We start from the raw sequence: 16,815 nt of genomic DNA on the forward strand, positions 1-16,815 counted from the left end.
CGGCGGTCCGGCGGTGTGACGCCGAACGGCCCGCGGTCCCACGCGACTTCGCACCGGGCGCCCGTCGCTCCCCACCGGGGGGCGGCGGGCGCCCGGCGTCGCGCGGCGTCCCGTCCTCGGCGCGAAGGGTCGGGCAGGCCCCTGGTTCGCCGGCGGGCCGCGCCAACCCGTCGACCATGTAGTCGCGCCAACCCGTAGACCACGTAACGGACTTCGCGCGGCCCCGTTACGACGGCCCGGCGGTTTGCCCACCTTCCGCGGAACCGTTGAGCGGATGATCTCCCCTCGGCATACTCCGAGTTCCGGGGGGAGCACGCGCGTGCGAGACCGCCCCCGGCCGGGTGAACGGGGAATTCTCCCGGTACTTCCGCAAGGGGGAACGTTGCGCAGACATGTGAACAGGGCCGGCGCGGCCACCGTCGCCACGGCGGCGGCCGTCGCCCTCACGGCGGGCCTGACCAGCCCGGCCGTGGCGGCCGGGGACCGGACGCCGGCCTCCGAGGACGGGACGCGGACCGCGTCCCCGGCGAGGACCGGTGCCGCACCGGCCGCCTCCGGCGCGGCCAGGCACCGGGTCACGCTGATCACCGGCGACCGGGTCGTCGTGGACGCCAAGGGCCGCGTCGTCGGACTGGAACGGGCCGCGGGGCGGGAGCACATACCCGTCCAGGTCCGCAGGGCAGGCGGGCACACCCTCGTCGTCCCGGCCGACGCGGCCCGTCTGGTCGCCACCGGCAAGCTGGACCAGCGCCTCTTCGACGTCACCGAACTGAGCAGGGCCGCCACCCGCAAGGCGCAGCGGAACGGCCTGAAGGTCATCGTCGGCTACCGGGGCACCGCGGGGGCCACCAAGGCCGACGTCCGCGAGGCGGGCACCCTGCGCCGCACACTGGCGTCCCTGAACGCCGACGCCGTGCAGACCCCGCACGAGGACGCGCCCGAGCTGTGGGACGCGGTGACCGACGGCGAGAGGACGGCCGCCGGCATCGCGCACGTGTGGCTCGACGGCGTCCGCCGGGCCAGCCTCGACCGGTCCGTCCCGCAGATCGGCGCCCCGAAGGCGTGGGCGGCCGGCTACGACGGCAAGGGCGTGAAGATCGCCGTACTGGACACCGGCGTCGACGCCACCCACCCCGACCTGAAGAACCAGGTCGTCGCGGAGAAGAACTTCTCCGTCTCGACCGACGCCACCGACAGGTACGGCCACGGCACGCACGTCGCCTCCATCGCGGCCGGCACCGGCGCCAAGGCGGGCGCCACGTACAAGGGCGTGGCCCCCGGCGCCCAGCTGCTCAACGGCAAGGTGCTCAGCGACGACGGCTTCGGCGACGACTCCGGCATCCTCGCCGGCATGGAGTGGGCGGCCGAGCAGGGCGCCGATATCGTCAACCTCAGCCTCGGCGGTGGCGACACCCCGGCGATCGACCCGCTCGAAGCGCAGGTCAACAAGCTCTCCGCGGAGAAGGGCATCCTCTTCGCCATCGCCGCCGGCAACGAGGGCGAGTTCGGCGACCGGACCGTCGGCTCGCCGGGCAGCGCCGCGGCGGCCCTCACCGTCGGCGCGGTCGACGACAAGGACCGGCTCGCCCCCTTCTCCAGCACCGGCCCCGGCCTGGACGGCGCGGTCAAGCCCGACGTGACGGCCCCCGGCGTCGACATCACCGCCGCCTCCGCCAAGGGCAGCCTCATCGCCCGGGAGGAGGGCGAGAAGCCCGCCGGATACGTCACCATCTCCGGTACGTCGATGGCGACCCCGCACGTCGCGGGCGCCGCGGCCCTCCTGAAGCAGCAGCACCCCGACTGGACGTCCGCCGAGCTGAAGGGCGCGCTGACGGGGTCGGCGAAGGGCGGCGCGTACACACCCTTCCAGCAGGGTTCGGGCCGCATCCAGGTCGACAAGGCCGTCAAGCAGACCGTGATCGCCGACCCGGTGTCGCTCACCTTCGGCACCCAGCAGTGGCCGCACACCGACGACAAGCCGGTCAGCAAGCAGCTGACCTACCGCAACCTCGGCACCGAGGCCGTCACGCTCAAGCTGACGTCCACCGCCACCGACCCCAAGGGCAAGGCGGCCCCCGCCGGCTTCTTCAAGCTGGGCGCCGGCTCGGTCACCGTCCCGGCGGGCGGCAGGGCCTCCGTGGCCCTCACCGCGAACACGAGGCTCGGCGGCACGGTCGACGGCGCCTACGCGGCGTACGTCACGGCGACCGGCGGCGGGCAGACCGTCCGCACCGCCGCCGCCGTGGAACGCGAGGTGGAGTCGTACGACGTCACCCTGAAGGCGCTCGGCCGCGACGGCCGGCCCACCGCGCACTACGAGACCGACCTGACCGGTGTCTCGGGCCTCGCCACGGACACGTGGCTCACGCCGTACGAGGCCGACGGCACCGTCACCGTCCGGGTGCCCAAGGGCGGTTACATCCTCAACTCCTCGATCCACGTGAGCGGTGACCCGGAGGTGTGGAAGGGCGCCGACTGGATCGCCCAGCCCAAGCTGAGCGTCACGAAGAACACCACCGTCACCCTGGACGCCCGTACCGCCCGGCCCGTGAACGTCACCGTCCCGGACAAGGCGGCGAAGTCGGCGTTCGTGTCGGCGGACTACACGGTCGAGGCGTCCGGCAACTCCTACAGCTACGGCTGGTGGCTGGACTCGTACAAGGGGCTGCGCACCAAGCACCTGGGCCCGCGCACCACCGACGGCTCGCTCAGCCAGCAGTGGGACGCGCACTGGACCAAGGGCGCCAAGGAGCAGTACGACACCGTCACCGGCGGCCCGGTCCAGCAGCTCGCCACCGGCTACACCCGGCACTACAAGGCCGGCGAGCTGGCCACCCTCAAGGCCGGCCTCGGCGCCTCCGCGAGCGGCAAGAAGGGTGCCATCTCCGCGACCGGCTGGCTGCCCGGCGGCATGGGCGGCTCCTCGATCGGCATCGAGCAGGCTCTGCCCGGCACCCGCACCCTGCACCTGTCCACCGGGAACGGCGTGACCTGGGACCTCGGCTTCGAGCAGTACGGAGGCCGGGACGCCGACGGCTTCCCGGTGCTGGAGGCTGACTACGTGTCCGACGCCGCCCAGCGCTACAAGGCGGGCAAGAGCTACTCGGCGACGTTCAACACCGCCGTGTTCGGTCCGCGCCTCACCAAGGACTCGGGCCTGTACCGGGACGGCGACTCCCTCACCGGGATTCTCCCGCTCTTCGCCGACGGCAAGGGCCACCCGGGCTCCTCGGTCTTCACGTCCGTCGCCACCACCCTCTACCGCAACGGCACCAAGGTCGGCTCCCACAAGGACCCGCTGTTCGGCGAGGCCGAGTTCAAGGTCCCGTCAGGTGACGCCGGGTACCGGCTGACGACGTCCGTCAAGCGCTCCGCCAAGGTCGCCGCGGCCTCCAGCCGCATCGACGCGAGCTGGACGTTCCGCTCCAAGAAGACGACCACCCTCACCAAGCTGCCCGCGTCCACCGCGCGCTTCGCCGCCGCCACCGGCCTGGACAGCAAGGTCGCGGCGGGCAAGACGGTCACCGTCCCGGTCACCGTCGAGGGCGCGGCCGCCGGCCGCAACCTCAAGTCCCTGACCGTGCACCTCTCCTACGACCACGGCAAGACCTGGAAGAAGGTCACCGTGAAGAAGGGGAAGATCAGCGTCAAGAACCCGGCGAAGGGGAAGTCCCTCTCCTTCCGCGCCAAGATCATCGACAAGAAGTCGAACGAGTCGCTGATCTCGATCTACGACGCGTACTACGGCAAGTAGGCCGCGACACCACCACCAGGACCCGGCCGGAGCCCTCGCGGTTCCGGCCGGGTCGTCCCGCCCGGCCGGGTCACCTCGGCAGGGACGCCGCCGCGTCCGACCCCCAGCTCGCCAGCAGGCGCAGGCCCTCCGCCGACGGGGAGCCCGGCTCGGCGTGGTACGTCACGAACGCCTGCTCCTCGTCGTCGACCAGGCGGAACGTCTCGAACGACAGCGTCAGGTCGCCGACCAGGGGATGCCGCATCCGCTTGACGCCGTAGGACTTCTCCTTCACGTCGTGCGTCGCCCATCGCCGCCGGAACTCCTCGCTCTTCACGGACAGCTCCCCGACCAGGGCCGACAGCCTCGGGTCGTCCGGGTGCCGGCCCGCGTCCATGCGCAGGAAGCTCACCATGTCGGACGCCTTCTGGTCCCAGTCCACGAAGAGGTCGCGGTAGTCGGGGTTGAGGAAGACCAGCCGCGCCCAGTTCCGCTCCTCGGCGGGCAGCTTGCCCCAGTCGCCGAAGAGGGCCGCCGCCATCCGGTTCCAGGCGAGGATCTCCGACCGCCGGCCCGTCACGTACGCCGGCACCGTCTCGATCGACTCCAGCAGCTGGAGCAGCGCCACCCGCACCGGCTGCTGCGCCCGCGCGCCCGCCGTCCGCCTGCGCTGCTGCTTGGGCTTCGCGAGGTGCGTCAGGTGCGCCTGCTCGGCGTCCGACAGCCGCAGGGCCCGGGCGATCGCGTCGAGGACCTCCGCCGACACGTTCCGTCCGTTGCCCTGCTCCAGGCGCGTGTAGTACGCCACCGACACCCCGGCCAGCTGCGCCAGCTCCTCCCGCCGCAGGCCCGGCACCCGGCGGTGCCGCCCGAACGACGGCAGCCCCACGTCCTCCGGCTTCAGCCGGGCCCGCCGGGTGCGCAGGAACTCGCTCAGTTCGGCACGCCGGTCCAGCTGTCCATCCATGCTCTCCAGTATTGCCGCTCGTATTCCCGGTCGTACGCACCTGAGCCTGTCCTTGCCAGTGGTACGCACGCCGGTCGTACGCAAAGGCGTGGCCTGGGTGAACGTCCCGATCGGAGGCACTCTGGAAGGACCACCCAGACCGCCGTCACGAGACCTCGTCTCGGGAATTCCGGAGAACCCGGCATGACCACTGTCGCCGCATACGCCGCACCCGCCGCCAAGGCTCCGCTGGAGCGGACCACCATCGAGCGGCGCGAGGTGCGCGAGCACGACGTCCTGATCGACATCAAGTTCGCCGGCATCTGCCACTCCGACATCCACCAGGTGCAGGAGGGCTGGGGCGAGGCCATCTTCCCGATGGTCCCCGGCCACGAGATCGCCGGCATCGTCTCCGAGGTCGGCCCCGGCGTCACCAAGTACGCCGTCGGAGACCGCGTCGGCGTCGGCTGCATGGTCGACTCCTGCCGCGAGTGCGACAACTGCAAGGCCGGCCACGAGCAGTACTGCACGGGCGGCAACGTGATGACCTACAACGGCGTCGGCAAGGACGGCGAGCCCACCTACGGCGGCTACTCGCAGAAGATCGTCGTCGACGAGAACTTCGTCCTCGGCATCCCCGAGGGCATCGCGCTGGACGAGGCCGCGCCCCTGCTCTGCGCCGGCGTCACCACCTACTCGCCGCTCCGGCACTGGAACGCCGGCCCCGGCAAGAAGGTCGCCGTCGTCGGCATGGGCGGCCTCGGCCACATGGCCGTCAAGCTCGCGCACGCCCTGGGCGCCGAGGTGACCGTGCTGTCGCAGTCCCTGCGCAAGAAGGACGACGGCCTCAAGCTGGGCGCCGACCACTACTACGCCACCAGCGACCCGGCCACCTTCGAGCAGCTCGACGGCACCTTCGACCTGATCGTCTCGACCGTCTCGGCCCCGCTCGACTTCGGCGCCTACCTCGGCCTGCTGCGGACGGACGGCGCCCTGGTCAACGTCGGCGCCCCCGAGGAGCCCGTCTCCCTCAACCTGTTCACCCTGCTCGGCGGCCGCAAGACCCTCGCCGGGTCCATGATCGGCGGCATCCGGGAGACCCAGGAGATGCTGGACTTCTGCGCCGAGCACGGCATCGGCGCCGAGATCGAGCTGATCGCCGCCTCCGAGGTCAACGAGGCGTACGAGCGGGTCCAGGCGAGCGACGTGCGGTACCGCTTCGTGATCGACACGGCGACGATCTGACCGGATCACGGGCTCGGGGGAAGCCGGGAAAATCTCTTCCCCGTTCCTGTCACACGGCCGCGACGCCGCGGGTCACACCGCCGTAGACATGACGGCGGACGCCCGGGTGGGCAGGTCTCGCACCTGTCCGTCCGGGCGCCCAGACCCCGGGAGCAGCCATGACGTACCCCTCGTCCACCACCACCCCCCTCCTGGTCACCGGCGGCACGGGCACCCTGGGCCGCCACGTCGTCCCGCTGCTGCGGGCGGCCGGCCACCGGGTGCGGGTCCTCAGCCGGCGCCCCCGCCCCGCCGCGGACGGTGTCGCGTACGTCACCGGAGACCTCCTGACCGGTGCGGGCGTCGCCGCCGCCGTCGACGGTGTGCACACCGTCCTGCACCTGGCGGGCGGCCCCAAGGGCGACGACGAGGCGACCCGCACCCTGGTGCGGGCCGCGTCCGGCGCCGACGTGCGGCACCTCGTGTACATCTCGGTCGTGGGCGCCGACAGCGTGCCGCTGGCGTGGCTGCGCACCAAGCTGGAGTCGGAGCGGGCGATTGCGGACTCCGGCATCCCGTGGACGGTGCTGCGGGCGGCCCAGTTCCACGAGCTGACCCTGACGATGGTCGAGAAGATGGCGAAGCTGCCGGTCCTCCCCGTCCCGGGCGGAATGCGCCTCCAGCCGGTCGACTCGCGCGAGGTGGCGGGCCGCCTCGCCGAACTGACCCTCGCCGCCCCGTCGGGCCTGGTCCCCGACATGACCGGCCCCGAGGTCCTCGACCTGGCCGCCCTGACCCGGTCGTACCGCGCCGTCCACGGCGGGCGCCGGCGCCCGCACCTGCCGGTCCGCATCCCGGGCAAGGCGGGCCGCGCCTACCGGGCGGGGGCCAACCTCGCGCTGGCGGGGGCCCTGACGGGCCGGCTGACGTGGGAGGAGTTCCTGACGGAGCGGGCGGGACGCGGGACGGCTACGGCCGCCGGGCGCCCTTCGTGACCCGGGTGTTCAGCGGCGCCGCAGGGACGGGTCGAGCAGCGCGGGCGGGGTGTCGAACTTCTCGTGCGCGGCCAGGTCGGTGCCCGGAGCGACGATCGCGTCGATCGCGTCGAGGACGTCGGCGGACAGCACGGTGTCGGCGGCGGCCAGATGCGCGCGCAGGTGCTCCGCGGTGCGGGGTCCGGTGAGCGCGCTGGTCACGGCCGGGTGCGCGGTCACGAAGCCGAGCGCGAGCTGGATCAGGGTCAGGCCGGCCTCGTCGGCCACCCGGGCCAGCTGTTCGACGGCGTCCAGCCGGGCCCGGTTGGCGGGCAGCGAGAGGTCGAAGCGCTCCGGCAGGACCGCCGAGCGGTGGGTGGCGACATCGCGCCCCGCGCGGACCGCGCCGGACAGCCAGCCCGAGGCCAGCGGGCTCCACACCAGTACGCCGAGGCCGTACTCCCCGGCCACGGGGAGCACGTCGCTCTCGATGCCGCGCTGGAGGATCGAGTAGCTGGGCTGCTCGGTGACGTAGCGGCTCAGACGGTGCTCGCGGGCGGCCCACTGCGCCTGGACGACGCGGTACGCGGGGAAGGTCGAGGAGCCGAAGTAACGGATCTTCCCCGCGCGCTGCAGGTCGGTCAGCGCCGACAGCGTCTCCTCGTCGGCGGTGGTGGGGTCCCAGCGGTGGATCTGGTACAGGTCGACGTGGTCGACACCGAGCCGGCGCAGGCTGTTGTCCAGCTCGGCGACCAGCCAGCGGCGGGAGGCGCCGCGGTGGTTGCGCTCGTCGCCCATGGGCATGCAGGCCTTCGTGGCCAGCACGATGTCGTCGCGGCGGCCGGCGACGGCCTTGCCGACCATCTCCTCCGACTCGCCCTCGCCGTACATGTCGGCGGTGTCGATGAGGTTGATCCCGGCGTCGAGGGCGGCGTCGACGAGGGCGGTGGCCTCGTCCTGGGTGGTGCCTCCGATACGGCCGAAGTTCATGGCGCCGAGTGCGAGCGAGCTGACCTGCACGCCGGTGCGGCCCAAGGTGCGGTACTGCATGACGGTGGTCCTCCGTTGTGGGTGGGACGGGGTGAGGGAAGCGGGGTGCGCGACCTGCGGGCACAGGTGTGCATCCGCGTCTGGATGCATGTGCTCATGCGTGCGCCCATGCGGGCGTTGAGATGACGAGGGCATGCCCATGAAGCGTGGATGCCGATGGTGACGGGGGCCGTGCTCTGGCATGATGTCCAAGTGGGACGCTGTCCCGCTTTACGATACGGAACGGTGTCCCGTTTAGCAACCGTGCAGCGGAGGGAACGACGTGGTGAAGGACGGCGACGAGGCCGCGGAGCACGCGGCCCGGCCCAGGCGGGCGGACGCCCGGCGCAACCAGGAGACCCTGCTCGACGCGGCCGCCGCGGTCTTCGTCGAGTCGGGTGTCGAGGCGCCGGTGCGTGACATCGCGGCCCGGGCCGGCGTGGGGACCGCCACCATCTACCGCCACTTCCCGACGCGCGCCGACCTCATCATCGGCGTCTACCGGCACCAGGTGGAGGCCTGCGCCGAGGCCGGCCCGGCCCTACTGGCGAGCAGCCCGACCCCTTACGCCGCCCTCGTGCGGTGGATCGACCACTTCGTGGACTTCCTCGTCACCAAGCACGGCCTCGCCGCCGTACTGCAGTCCGACAACGCCGGCTTCGAGGCGCTGCACGCCTACTTCATCGACCGCCTCGTGCCCGTGTGCACCCAGCTACTCGACGCCGCGACCGTCTCCGGCGAGATCCGCACCGACGACCTGGAGGCCATCGCCTTCATGCGCGGCGTCGGCAACCTCTGCATCGGCGCGGAGAACGACCCCCGGTACGACGCCCGGAGGCTGGTCGGACTGCTCGTCGCGGGACTGCGTCGAGCGGACTGAGCGCGGGGTGCGCGTCGGCGGCGGTACGGCTCCTCACCCGGTCTCCGCGTGCCGTGCAGCCGTCCGGGATACGTGGCGGTCTCCGCGGGCCGTGCAGCCGTACGGGGTTCGAGGCGGTCACCGCCCCTCGCGCAGCCGGACGAGGTATGTCGCGGTCACCGCTACGGCACGGTCGTCGTCGTGGACGAGTTCCGCGAGGGTGCGTGAGGCCGTCGGGCCCGGGATGTCCGCCAGCGCCTGGGTCAGCCGTACGCGGCCGGGCGCTTCGGTGGCGTCGTCGGCGAGGCGCTCGACGAGCCCGCCCGCGATCCGCTCCGCCGTCGCGTCGTCGCCGGCCAGCATGCTCAGCGCGTCGGCCGCGTCCGTGTCGTTCCGCCCCTCCACGACCATGTCGGTGAGCGTGGGCACGGCATCGGCCACCCCCCGCGTCCCGAGCGCCAGAGCAGCATGGCCGCGGACCACCACGTCCGGGTGCGCGAGGGCCTCCCGCAGCCGGACGGTGGCCCCCTCACCGGGCAGCTCGGCGAGGCACTGGACGGCGCGTTCCCGCACCGCGGCCGCCGGGGAGGCGAGGCCTTCCGCCAGCAGCGCCGTGCCGGCGCCGCCCGACCGGGCCAGCGCCCACCGCAGGGCGCCAGCGACATTCGTGTCCGTCTCGCTCAGCACCGCCTCGACCAGGGCCTCCACCGGCACCGGCACCTCGTCGACCGAGGAGAGGGCTGCACGCTGGCGCGCGGCGGCGCTCTTCGACCCCAGGGCCTGGAGGACCGAGACGGCCTGGAGCACGTCCTCCCAGTCGGCGGGCCCCACGGCTCCGATCCGGCTGAGCCGCGTCAGCAGTTCGGTCTCGGCCGCGATGCGTTCACGGGTCTGGCGGATGAGGTCGTCGACGAGCGCCGAGGGCGCGAAACCCGGATCGTCGAGCGCTCGCCCGATCTCCCGCAGCGACAGCCCCAGCGACCGCAGGCTCTCGATGTGGAAGATCCGCCGGATGTCCTCGGCGGCGTACTCCCGGTAGCCGGAGCCGGTACGACCCGAGGGCCGTAGCAGGCCCAGCGACTCGTAGTGCCTGAGCATGCGGGCACTGACCCCGGACCGCCGCGCCACCTCACCGATCAACACCTCCTATCGTCCCTCCTGGCCGGAGCCGCCGAGGGCCACCAGGCGCTTCGCCTCCTCGATCGCCGCCTCGAAGGCGGTGTCCGGGTCGCGCAGCAGCCGCTCCGTGGCGAGCGCGTGCGCCCGGACGCCTTCGTCCGGGGCCGCCGCCGCGGCCCGCAGCGCCGGCGGCACGACGTCGCCCAGCGCAACCAGCGCCCGGCTGAGACTCCGCTGTGTGTCCCGCTCGCCGCGCCCGAGCTGCGTCGCCAGCGCCGACGCCAGGGCGGCCTCCTCGCCCTCCGGGACGAGCACGACGGCCGCCCGCCAGGCGCTCCGGGCCACTTCGTCGTCGGCGTCGGACAGGAGGGCGCCGGTGATCGCCGGCCACGCCCGCCGGTCCCCGATCTTGGACAGGGTGTGCAGCGCCTGGCTCCGGGCCTGCGCCCGCTCGGACTCCACCTCCCGGAGCAGCAGGGGAAGCGTCGAGGACACCGGATGCCGGGTGAGCGCCCAGGTCAGCATGTCGCGGACGAAGAACTCGGGCTCGACGGCGCAGCGCTCGACCAGCGTGCCGACGCATCGCGGGTCCGGGGTCGTGCCGACGGCCAGCGCCGCCCGCAGCCGTACGGACGGACTGTCGTCCGCCAGGGCCCGCAGCGCGCGGGGCGCGTCCGGGGCCGGTGTCGTGGTCATGGGGAGAACCACCTCCTGGCGGACAGTGAAGGCCTTGTCACCGTGTCAAGGTCAACCCCGCCGCGCGGCCCCCCACCGGCGGACGGGTGCGGAATCACGCGGAGCCCTCCCGTGTTGACACAGGTCGGACGGGATGCGGGCGTGTGCTGTGCAACCCGAGTGACCCGGCTGACAGGAATGGGAGGGCCGCAATGGCTGCGCAGACACAGAGGGCCGTACTCGCGGGCGGATGCTTCTGGGGCATGGAAGAGCTGATCCGCCGGCTTCCGGGCGTGACCGCGACCCGGGTCGGCTACACCGGCGGCGACGTTCCGAACGCGACGTACCGCGACCACGGCACGCACGCGGAGGCCATCGAGATCCTCTACGACCCCGAGCGGACCGACTACCGCGCGCTCCTGGAGTTCTTCTTCCAGATCCACGACCCGAGCACGAAGAACCGCCAGGGCAACGACATCGGTCTCAGCTACCGCTCGGCGATCTACTACGTGGACGACGAGCAGAAGCGGATCGCCGAGGACACGATCGCGGACGTGGACGCTTCCGGCCTGTGGCCCGGCAAGGTCGTCACCGAGGTGGAGCCGGTCGGTCCCTTCTGGGAGGCCGAGCCCGAGCACCAGGACTACCTGCAGCGCTACCCCGAGGGGTACACCTGCCACTTCCCGCGCCCGGGATGGCGGCTGCCCGCCCGCGCCGAGGGCTGACCGCCGGGCGGCCCGGCGGGCGCTCCTCCGGGGGCCGCCCGCCGGCGCGCCCTCAGTGGGGGAGCGTCGCCGGGCTGCCGCCGTTCGCCTCGTAGCCCGCCACCGCCATCGCGCGGTAGACCGCGAACTCCCCGGCCGGATCGGGTGACAGGGTCCAGGGGAGGGCGCCGACGTGGCCGTCGATGACGACTATCTGGTTCATGGCCTCGGCCCAGCGCTCGCCGCGGACCAGGAAGAACACCAGCAGATGGCGGACGTGCGCCTGCATCGGGTCGTCGGGGCGGGCCGAGTGCACCGCGTGCAGGGCGCCGTGGACCGCCTTGGTGACGACCTCGCTCTGGTAGAAACCGCTGACCAGATTGACCTCGGGCAGGTGCTCGAAGACCGCGAACAGGGGCATCGCCGCGAGGAGTGAGCCCTGCGGCGCGCGGGCCGCGGCGGCCTCCGCGAAGGAGTACGCCAGCTCCCGGGAGCCGTGCCACTTCTCGCACCAGTAGTGCAGGGCGGCCAGGTGCGCCCCCATGTGGTTCGGAGCGCGGTCGAGGATCTTCAGCCAGAGCTGCTCGAACTCCTCGCGCGGATAGCCGAGGCCGCGGGCCACCGACAGCTCCACGATGTACGGGATCGGGTCGCCGGGGGCGAGCAGCGCCGCCTCCGAGCAGGCCGCCCTGGCCTCCTCCATGATGATCCGGAAGTCGTCCGTACCGGGCGTCGCCGTCCGCCACGCCTGCTGCACCAGGAACTCCGCGTGCACGGCCGCGCCGCCCGCGTCCTTCGGGACCTCCGCCCGCCACACCCGCAGCCACTGGCCGCCCGGTGCCTCACCGACACCGCCCGGCCGCCGCGACAGCTCCAGGGACGCGGCACCCGCGAAGGCCTGCACCCGCTGCCAGCGCCGCTCGCCCTCGGCCTCCGTACCGGCCAGGAGCTGCTGCGCCCCCCGGTAGTCCTGCGTGCGCTGCACCAGGTCCAGGACGTCCAGCAGGTCGTGGTCGGGGCCGGGCATGCGGATGTCCAGCTCCTCCTCGCGGGCGAAGCCGTAGTTCGCGGGGTCCGCCGCGTCCGGGTGGCCGGGGGGCACCAGGCCGACCGCGCTCCGCCGGCGCCGCGAGATTTGGAGCAGCACGAAGCCCAGCATGACCAGCGCTATCAGCACCCAGAGAATCTCCATGTCTCAAGCGAACCAGACGGCGCCGACAATTGGCCAACCTGCGCCCCGACCCTGTGGAAAACGCGCGGAGGCGTCCGCGCCGCTACCCTCGGTGCCCATGAGCGACAGGCACATCAGTCAGCACTTCGAGACGCTCGCGATCCACGCGGGCAACACCGCCGATCCGCAGACCGGCGCGGTCGTCCCGCCGATCTACCAGGTGTCGACGTACAAGCAGGACGGCGTCGGCGGGCTGCGCGGCGGCTACGAGTACAGCCGCAGCGCCAACCCGACCCGCACGGCCCTGGAGGAGAACCTCGCCGCCCTGGAGGGCGGCCGTCGCGGCCTCGCCTTCGCGTCCGGACTGGCGGCCGAGGACTGCCTGTTGCGTACGCTGCTGCGTCCCGGCGACCACGTGGTCATCCCGAACGACGCCTACGGCGGCACGTTCCGGCTCTTCGCCAAGGTCGCCACCCGGTGGGGCGTGGAATGGTCGGTGGCCGACACGAGCGACCCCGCCGCCGTGCGGGCCGCCCTCACCCCGAAGACCAAGGCCGTGTGGGTGGAGACGCCCTCCAACCCGCTGCTCGGCATCACCGACATCGCCGCCGTCGCCCAGGTCGCCCGCGACGCCGGCGCCCGGCTGGTCGTCGACAACACCTTCGCCACGCCGTACCTCCAGCAGCCGCTGGCGCTCGGCGCGGACGTCGTCGTGCACTCCCTGACCAAGTACATGGGCGGCCACTCCGACGTCGTCGGCGGTGCGCTGATCGTGGGCGACCAGGAGCTGGGGGAGGAGCTGGCGTTCCACCAGAACGCGATGGGCGCGGTCGCCGGGCCCTTCGACTCCTGGCTGGTCCTGCGCGGCACCAAGACGCTCGCGGTCCGCATGGACCGGCACAGCGAGAACGCCGCCAAGGTCGCCGACATGCTCAGCCGGCACGCGCGCGTGTCGAGCGTGCTGTACCCGGGACTGCCGGAGCACCCGGGCCACGAGGTCGCCGCCAAGCAGATGAAGGCCTTCGGCGGCATGGTGTCCTTCCGCGTCGAGGGCGGCGAGGAGGCGGCCGTCGAGGTGTGCAACCGCGCGCAGGTGTTCACGCTGGGCGAGTCCCTGGGCGGTGTCGAGTCGCTGATCGAGCACCCGGGCCGGATGACGCACGCCTCGGCGGCCGGCTCGGCCCTGGAGGTCCCCGGCGACCTGGTGCGCCTGTCCGTCGGTATCGAGAACGTCGACGACCTGCTCGCCGACCTCCAGCAGGCGCTCGGCTAGGCCGTCGCCCCCAGCGGGCTCACCAGCCCTCCCAGCCCGTCACGGGTGGGGTCGTCTCCGACGGCGGCTCCACCCAGGGCCGGACGGTCAGCGCCCACACCGCGAACGCCACGGCGGCCGCGCACAGCACCAGCCACAGCAGACGACGGACGGCGGTCCTGCGCCGCAGCATCCGCCCGCCCCGGCGCACGGCGTCCGCGTGCAGTCCCGGCGGCACCCGCGGGGGCGACTGCTCCATGATCCGCCGCGCCGCGGCCTCACGCTGCGGGCGGTTCACGGGCGCCTCCCGATGTTCCTCCGACGCGCGCGCTGCCCGTCACGGCGTCGCCGCCTTCGCTTCCGCCGGCACCGGGCGGGCCGGTGCGGCGGGCGGGTGCAGCAGCGTGGCCGTCGCGCGGTCGCAGATGGTCCGGACGCGATCCACCGGCAGGCCCAGCAGGGCGGCCGCCTGTTCCTCGGCGACGCCTTCGTAGAGCCTGAGCACCAGGATCAGGCGCTCCTGCGGGGCGAGGCCGCTCAGCGGGCCCGCGGGCGGCCTGCGCTTCCGGCCGAGGCCGCCGCCGTACCGGTGCCGGAGTTCGTGGGCGAAGCGGCCGGCCAGGTACTGGCGGGCCCGGTCGTAGGGGTCCTCGCCGCGCGGCCGGTCCCAGTACGCGTACGTGTGCGCGAGGGAGAGCGCCAGCAGGCGCCGCGCGCGCGGGTTGTCGGCCGGCGGCTCGGCCGTGAGCAGGGTGGCGGCATGCAGCAGCCGTCCCGCCGCGCCCGCGACGAACGCCTCGAACTCCCGGGCCCGGCGGGCACCCTGCGAGGCCTGCCGTTCTCGCACCGCGCCTCCCGCCCGGGGGCGGCTCCGAGTCCCGTACGACGACCCCCTGGGTCTCATATCAGGCCAGGGGCGGCACACCGGTCAAGGGTCCGGTACGAACGGTCCGGGAAAGGCGCTGCGGACCGGTGGGAGCGGATGAGGGCCGTTGGTGGCGGCTACGGGCGGGTGGAAGCGGATGAAGGCCGGTGGACGGCGGCTCAGGAGGCCATCGGCGCCTCCTGGCCCGCCGCGCCCGTCGGGGCCATACGGGCGGACAGGGCGCCGTTGAAGCGCGTCAGGAGCGTGCAGAACGCCTCGCGCTCCTCGGGAGCCCAGTCGTGGGTCAGTTCGGCCATGAGCAGGCGCCGGGAGGACCGGACCTCCTCCAGCCGCGACTCACCGCGCGGGGAGAGCTGGAGCACCACCGCGCGCCCGTCCTCGGGGTGCGAGGTCCGCTTGACGAGCCCGGTGTCGACGAGCGGGGCCACCTGCCGGGTGACCGTCGAGGAGTCGATCCCCATGCTCGCGGCGAGCGCCTTGACGCCCATCGGGCCCTCTTTGTCGAGGCGGTTGAGCAGCAGGTAGGCGGCGCGGTCCATGGAGTTGCGCACCTGGCCGACCCCGCCGAGCCGGGTCTGTTCGGCACGTCGGGCGAAGAGCGCCACCTCGTGCTGGAGCGTCTCGAGAAGACCGGTGTCACCGGCGGTCGTCATGTCCATCGACATTTCAGGTGTTGTGGGCATGGCCGGGGGCTCACTTCGTGGAGGGCTGCTAATTGGGGGACAGGGTACGCGGCCGGGCGGCGAGGCGTACCGGCGCTGGGCAAAGCGGGTCTCGGAGGTTGGTCACAACGGTCTCCGGCGCCCGTGGACTGCGATGCTGGAGGTATGAGCTACAGCACGGCCGCCCTCGTCGGACCCGTCACCCTCGACGACGTGCGCGGGGCACAGAAGATGCTCTCGGGCGTGGCGCGGGTGACGGCGATGGAGGGCAGCAGGCACCTGTCCCAGCTGGTCGGCGCGCCCGTCCACCTCAAGTGCGAGAACCTCCAGCGGACGGGCTCCTTCAAACTGCGCGGCGCCTACGTCAGGATCGCCGGGCTGCTGCCCGAGCAGCGGGCCGCCGGAGTGGTCGCGGCGAGCGCGGGCAACCACGCGCAGGGCGTGGCCCTGGCCTCCTCGCTGCTCGGAGTGCGTGCCACGGTGTTCATGCCGGAGGGCGCCCCGCTGCCGAAGATCAGCGCGACCCGGGAGTACGGCGCCGAGGTGCGGCTGCACGGCCAGGTCGTCGACGAGACGCTGGCCGCCGCGCAGGAGTACGCGGAGCACACCGGCGCGGTGTTCATCCACCCCTTCGACCATCCGGACGTCATCGCGGGCCAGGGCACCGTCGGGCTGGAGGTGCTGGAGCAGTGCCCCGAGGTGCGGACGGTCGTGGTCGGCATCGGCGGGGGAGGTCTGGCGGCCGGGATCGCGGTCGCGGTGAAGGCGCTGCGGCCGGACGTGCGGATCGTGGGCGTGCAGGCCGAGGGCGCGGCGGCGTACCCGCCGTCCCTGGCCGCCGGGCGGCCGGTGGCCGTCGAGCATCCGGTGACGATGGCCGACGGCATCAAGGTGGGGCGGCCCGGCGACGTGCCGTTCGGGATCGTCGGCGACCTGGTGGACGAGGTCCGTACGGTCTCCGAGGACGAGTTGTCCACTGCTCTGCTGCTCTGCCTGGAGCGGGCCAAACTGGTCGTGGAGCCGGCCGGGGCGAGTCCGGTGGCGGCGCTGCTCAGCGCCCCGGACGCCTTCGAGGGGCCCGTGGTGGCGGTGCTGTCCGGGGGGAACGTGGACCCGGTGCTGATGCAGGGCGTGCTGCGGCACGGCATGGCGGCCCAGGGCCGCTACCTGGCGGTCCGGCTGCGCCTGACGGACCGGCCGGGGGCGCTCGCCACGCTTCTCGGGGTGCTGTCCGTGGTCGACGCCAACGTCCTCGACGTGAGTCACGTACGGACCGATCCGCGGCTCGGGCTCACGGAGGCGGAGGTCGAGCTGCATCTGGAGACCAAGGGCCCGGAGCACTGCGCCGAGGTCGGCCGGGCGCTGCACGAGGCGGGCTACCCGGTCATCGGCTGACGCCCGGGCGACCGTCCTCGACCCGGCGTTCACTCGTTCGAGGCAGCTCGTCCCCAAGCCTGGTCGGACGCGATACATCGCGTTATGGTGGGTCGTAATTCGGTCGCTGAGCGCGGCGAACCGTACAAACCTAGGCTTTGCGAAGAATCCCCGACGACCCCGACGACCCCGACGACGTGGAGACTC

15 protein-coding genes are annotated in these 16,815 nt (G+C 73.0%); 7 read left to right on the forward strand and 8 right to left on the reverse strand.

Going from position 1 to position 16,815, the window contains the following annotated elements; all coding sequences use genetic code 11:
* Positions 1-382 precede the first annotated feature (382 nt).
* Positions 383-3,754, forward strand: coding sequence for a S8 family serine peptidase (locus ACGF5T_RS01960; RefSeq protein ID WP_366766032.1), 3,372 nt, complete (start codon positions 383-385; stop codon positions 3,752-3,754).
* Between the two features lie 70 nt (positions 3,755-3,824).
* Here ACGF5T_RS01960 and ACGF5T_RS01965 read toward each other — a convergent pair whose 3' ends face one another.
* Positions 3,825-4,700, reverse strand: a complete 876-nt coding sequence (locus ACGF5T_RS01965; protein WP_356604017.1) for a helix-turn-helix transcriptional regulator — start codon at positions 4,698-4,700, stop codon at positions 3,825-3,827.
* Between the two features lie 183 nt (positions 4,701-4,883).
* Here ACGF5T_RS01965 and ACGF5T_RS01970 point away from each other — a divergent pair, with 183 nt between their 5' ends.
* Positions 4,884-5,924, forward strand: coding sequence for an NAD(P)-dependent alcohol dehydrogenase (locus ACGF5T_RS01970; RefSeq protein ID WP_356604019.1), 1,041 nt, complete (start codon positions 4,884-4,886; stop codon positions 5,922-5,924).
* A gap of 158 nt (positions 5,925-6,082) precedes the next feature.
* The gene (locus tag ACGF5T_RS01975) at positions 6,083-6,898 is read left to right on the forward strand and encodes an NAD(P)H-binding protein (RefSeq protein WP_366766033.1); all 816 of its coding nucleotides are present in this window, start codon (positions 6,083-6,085) and stop codon (positions 6,896-6,898) included.
* A 9-nt stretch (positions 6,899-6,907) separates the two neighbouring features.
* On the opposite strand, the gene ACGF5T_RS01980 is transcribed toward ACGF5T_RS01975, so the two are convergent.
* On the reverse strand, positions 6,908-7,927 hold the full coding sequence (locus ACGF5T_RS01980) for an aldo/keto reductase (RefSeq protein ID WP_366766034.1): 1,020 nt from the start codon (positions 7,925-7,927) through the stop codon (positions 6,908-6,910).
* Positions 7,928-8,192: 265 nt separating this feature from the next.
* Here ACGF5T_RS01980 and ACGF5T_RS01985 point away from each other — a divergent pair, with 265 nt between their 5' ends.
* Positions 8,193-8,786 carry a TetR/AcrR family transcriptional regulator gene (locus ACGF5T_RS01985; RefSeq protein WP_356604716.1) on the forward strand — a complete coding sequence of 198 codons (594 nt, stop codon included), beginning with the start codon at positions 8,193-8,195 and terminating at the stop codon, positions 8,784-8,786.
* 117 nt (positions 8,787-8,903) lie between these two features.
* On the opposite strand, the gene ACGF5T_RS01990 is transcribed toward ACGF5T_RS01985, so the two are convergent.
* Together ACGF5T_RS01990 and ACGF5T_RS01995 are read right to left on the reverse strand one after the other, a co-directional pair.
* Positions 8,904-9,908: a MerR family transcriptional regulator gene (locus ACGF5T_RS01990; protein WP_361017670.1), complete on the reverse strand. Its 1,005-nt coding sequence runs from the start codon at positions 9,906-9,908 to the stop codon at positions 8,904-8,906.
* 3 nt (positions 9,909-9,911) lie between these two features.
* On the reverse strand, positions 9,912-10,580 hold the full coding sequence (locus ACGF5T_RS01995; RefSeq protein ID WP_361017672.1) for a HEAT repeat domain-containing protein: 669 nt from the start codon (positions 10,578-10,580) through the stop codon (positions 9,912-9,914).
* A 191-nt stretch (positions 10,581-10,771) separates the two neighbouring features.
* Here ACGF5T_RS01995 and msrA point away from each other — a divergent pair, with 191 nt between their 5' ends.
* Positions 10,772-11,284, forward strand: a complete 513-nt coding sequence (gene msrA / locus ACGF5T_RS02000; RefSeq protein ID WP_356604029.1) for a peptide-methionine (S)-S-oxide reductase MsrA — start codon at positions 10,772-10,774, stop codon at positions 11,282-11,284.
* 52 nt (positions 11,285-11,336) lie between these two features.
* Here msrA and ACGF5T_RS02005 read toward each other — a convergent pair whose 3' ends face one another.
* The gene (locus tag ACGF5T_RS02005; protein WP_356604031.1) at positions 11,337-12,455 is read right to left on the reverse strand and encodes a hypothetical protein; all 1,119 of its coding nucleotides are present in this window, start codon (positions 12,453-12,455) and stop codon (positions 11,337-11,339) included.
* A 97-nt stretch (positions 12,456-12,552) separates the two neighbouring features.
* On the opposite strand from ACGF5T_RS02005, the gene ACGF5T_RS02010 reads away from it, so the two are divergent.
* Positions 12,553-13,707, forward strand: a complete 1,155-nt coding sequence (locus ACGF5T_RS02010) for a cystathionine gamma-synthase (protein WP_361017675.1) — start codon at positions 12,553-12,555, stop codon at positions 13,705-13,707.
* A 19-nt stretch (positions 13,708-13,726) separates the two neighbouring features.
* Here the strand turns inward: ACGF5T_RS02010 and ACGF5T_RS02015 are convergent, their stop codons facing one another.
* The 3 genes from ACGF5T_RS02015 to ACGF5T_RS02025 form a co-directional block, all read right to left on the reverse strand.
* Positions 13,727-13,984 carry a hypothetical protein gene (locus ACGF5T_RS02015; protein WP_356604037.1) on the reverse strand — a complete coding sequence of 86 codons (258 nt, stop codon included), beginning with the start codon at positions 13,982-13,984 and terminating at the stop codon, positions 13,727-13,729.
* A gap of 39 nt (positions 13,985-14,023) precedes the next feature.
* Positions 14,024-14,533 carry a sigma factor-like helix-turn-helix DNA-binding protein gene (locus tag ACGF5T_RS02020; RefSeq protein WP_366766035.1) on the reverse strand — a complete coding sequence of 170 codons (510 nt, stop codon included), beginning with the start codon at positions 14,531-14,533 and terminating at the stop codon, positions 14,024-14,026.
* 197 nt (positions 14,534-14,730) lie between these two features.
* Positions 14,731-15,237 (reverse strand): MarR family transcriptional regulator, encoded by a 507-nt coding sequence (locus tag ACGF5T_RS02025; RefSeq protein ID WP_366766167.1) that lies wholly within the window; start codon positions 15,235-15,237, stop codon positions 14,731-14,733.
* Between the two features lie 162 nt (positions 15,238-15,399).
* Here ACGF5T_RS02025 and ilvA point away from each other — a divergent pair, with 162 nt between their 5' ends.
* Positions 15,400-16,629, forward strand: coding sequence for a threonine ammonia-lyase (gene ilvA, locus ACGF5T_RS02030; protein WP_366766037.1), 1,230 nt, complete (start codon positions 15,400-15,402; stop codon positions 16,627-16,629).
* Positions 16,630-16,815: the final 186 nt, after the last annotated feature.

The sequence above is a fragment of the Streptomyces sp. NPDC047853 genome (assembly GCF_043204535.1).
In the GTDB taxonomy this organism is placed as follows: Bacteria; Actinomycetota; Actinomycetes; order Streptomycetales; family Streptomycetaceae; genus Streptomyces.

Coding starts and splice junctions, on each gene's coding strand:
- ACGF5T_RS01965 (WP_356604017.1), bottom strand. CDS start 4,700: ATGGATGGACAGCTGGACCGGCGTGCCGAACTGAGCGAGTTCCTGCGC.
- ACGF5T_RS01970 (WP_356604019.1), top strand. CDS start 4,884: ATGACCACTGTCGCCGCATACGCCGCACCCGCCGCCAAGGCTCCGCTG.
- ACGF5T_RS01975 (WP_366766033.1), top strand. CDS start 6,083: ATGACGTACCCCTCGTCCACCACCACCCCCCTCCTGGTCACCGGCGGC.
- ACGF5T_RS01980 (WP_366766034.1), bottom strand. CDS start 7,927: ATGCAGTACCGCACCTTGGGCCGCACCGGCGTGCAGGTCAGCTCGCTC.
- ACGF5T_RS01995 (WP_361017672.1), bottom strand. CDS start 10,580: ATGACCACGACACCGGCCCCGGACGCGCCCCGCGCGCTGCGGGCCCTG.
- msrA (WP_356604029.1), top strand. CDS start 10,772: ATGGCTGCGCAGACACAGAGGGCCGTACTCGCGGGCGGATGCTTCTGG.
- ACGF5T_RS02005 (WP_356604031.1), bottom strand. CDS start 12,455: ATGGAGATTCTCTGGGTGCTGATAGCGCTGGTCATGCTGGGCTTCGTG.
- ACGF5T_RS02010 (WP_361017675.1), top strand. CDS start 12,553: ATGAGCGACAGGCACATCAGTCAGCACTTCGAGACGCTCGCGATCCAC.
- ACGF5T_RS02025 (WP_366766167.1), bottom strand. CDS start 15,237: ATGTCGATGGACATGACGACCGCCGGTGACACCGGTCTTCTCGAGACG.
- ilvA (WP_366766037.1), top strand. CDS start 15,400: ATGAGCTACAGCACGGCCGCCCTCGTCGGACCCGTCACCCTCGACGAC.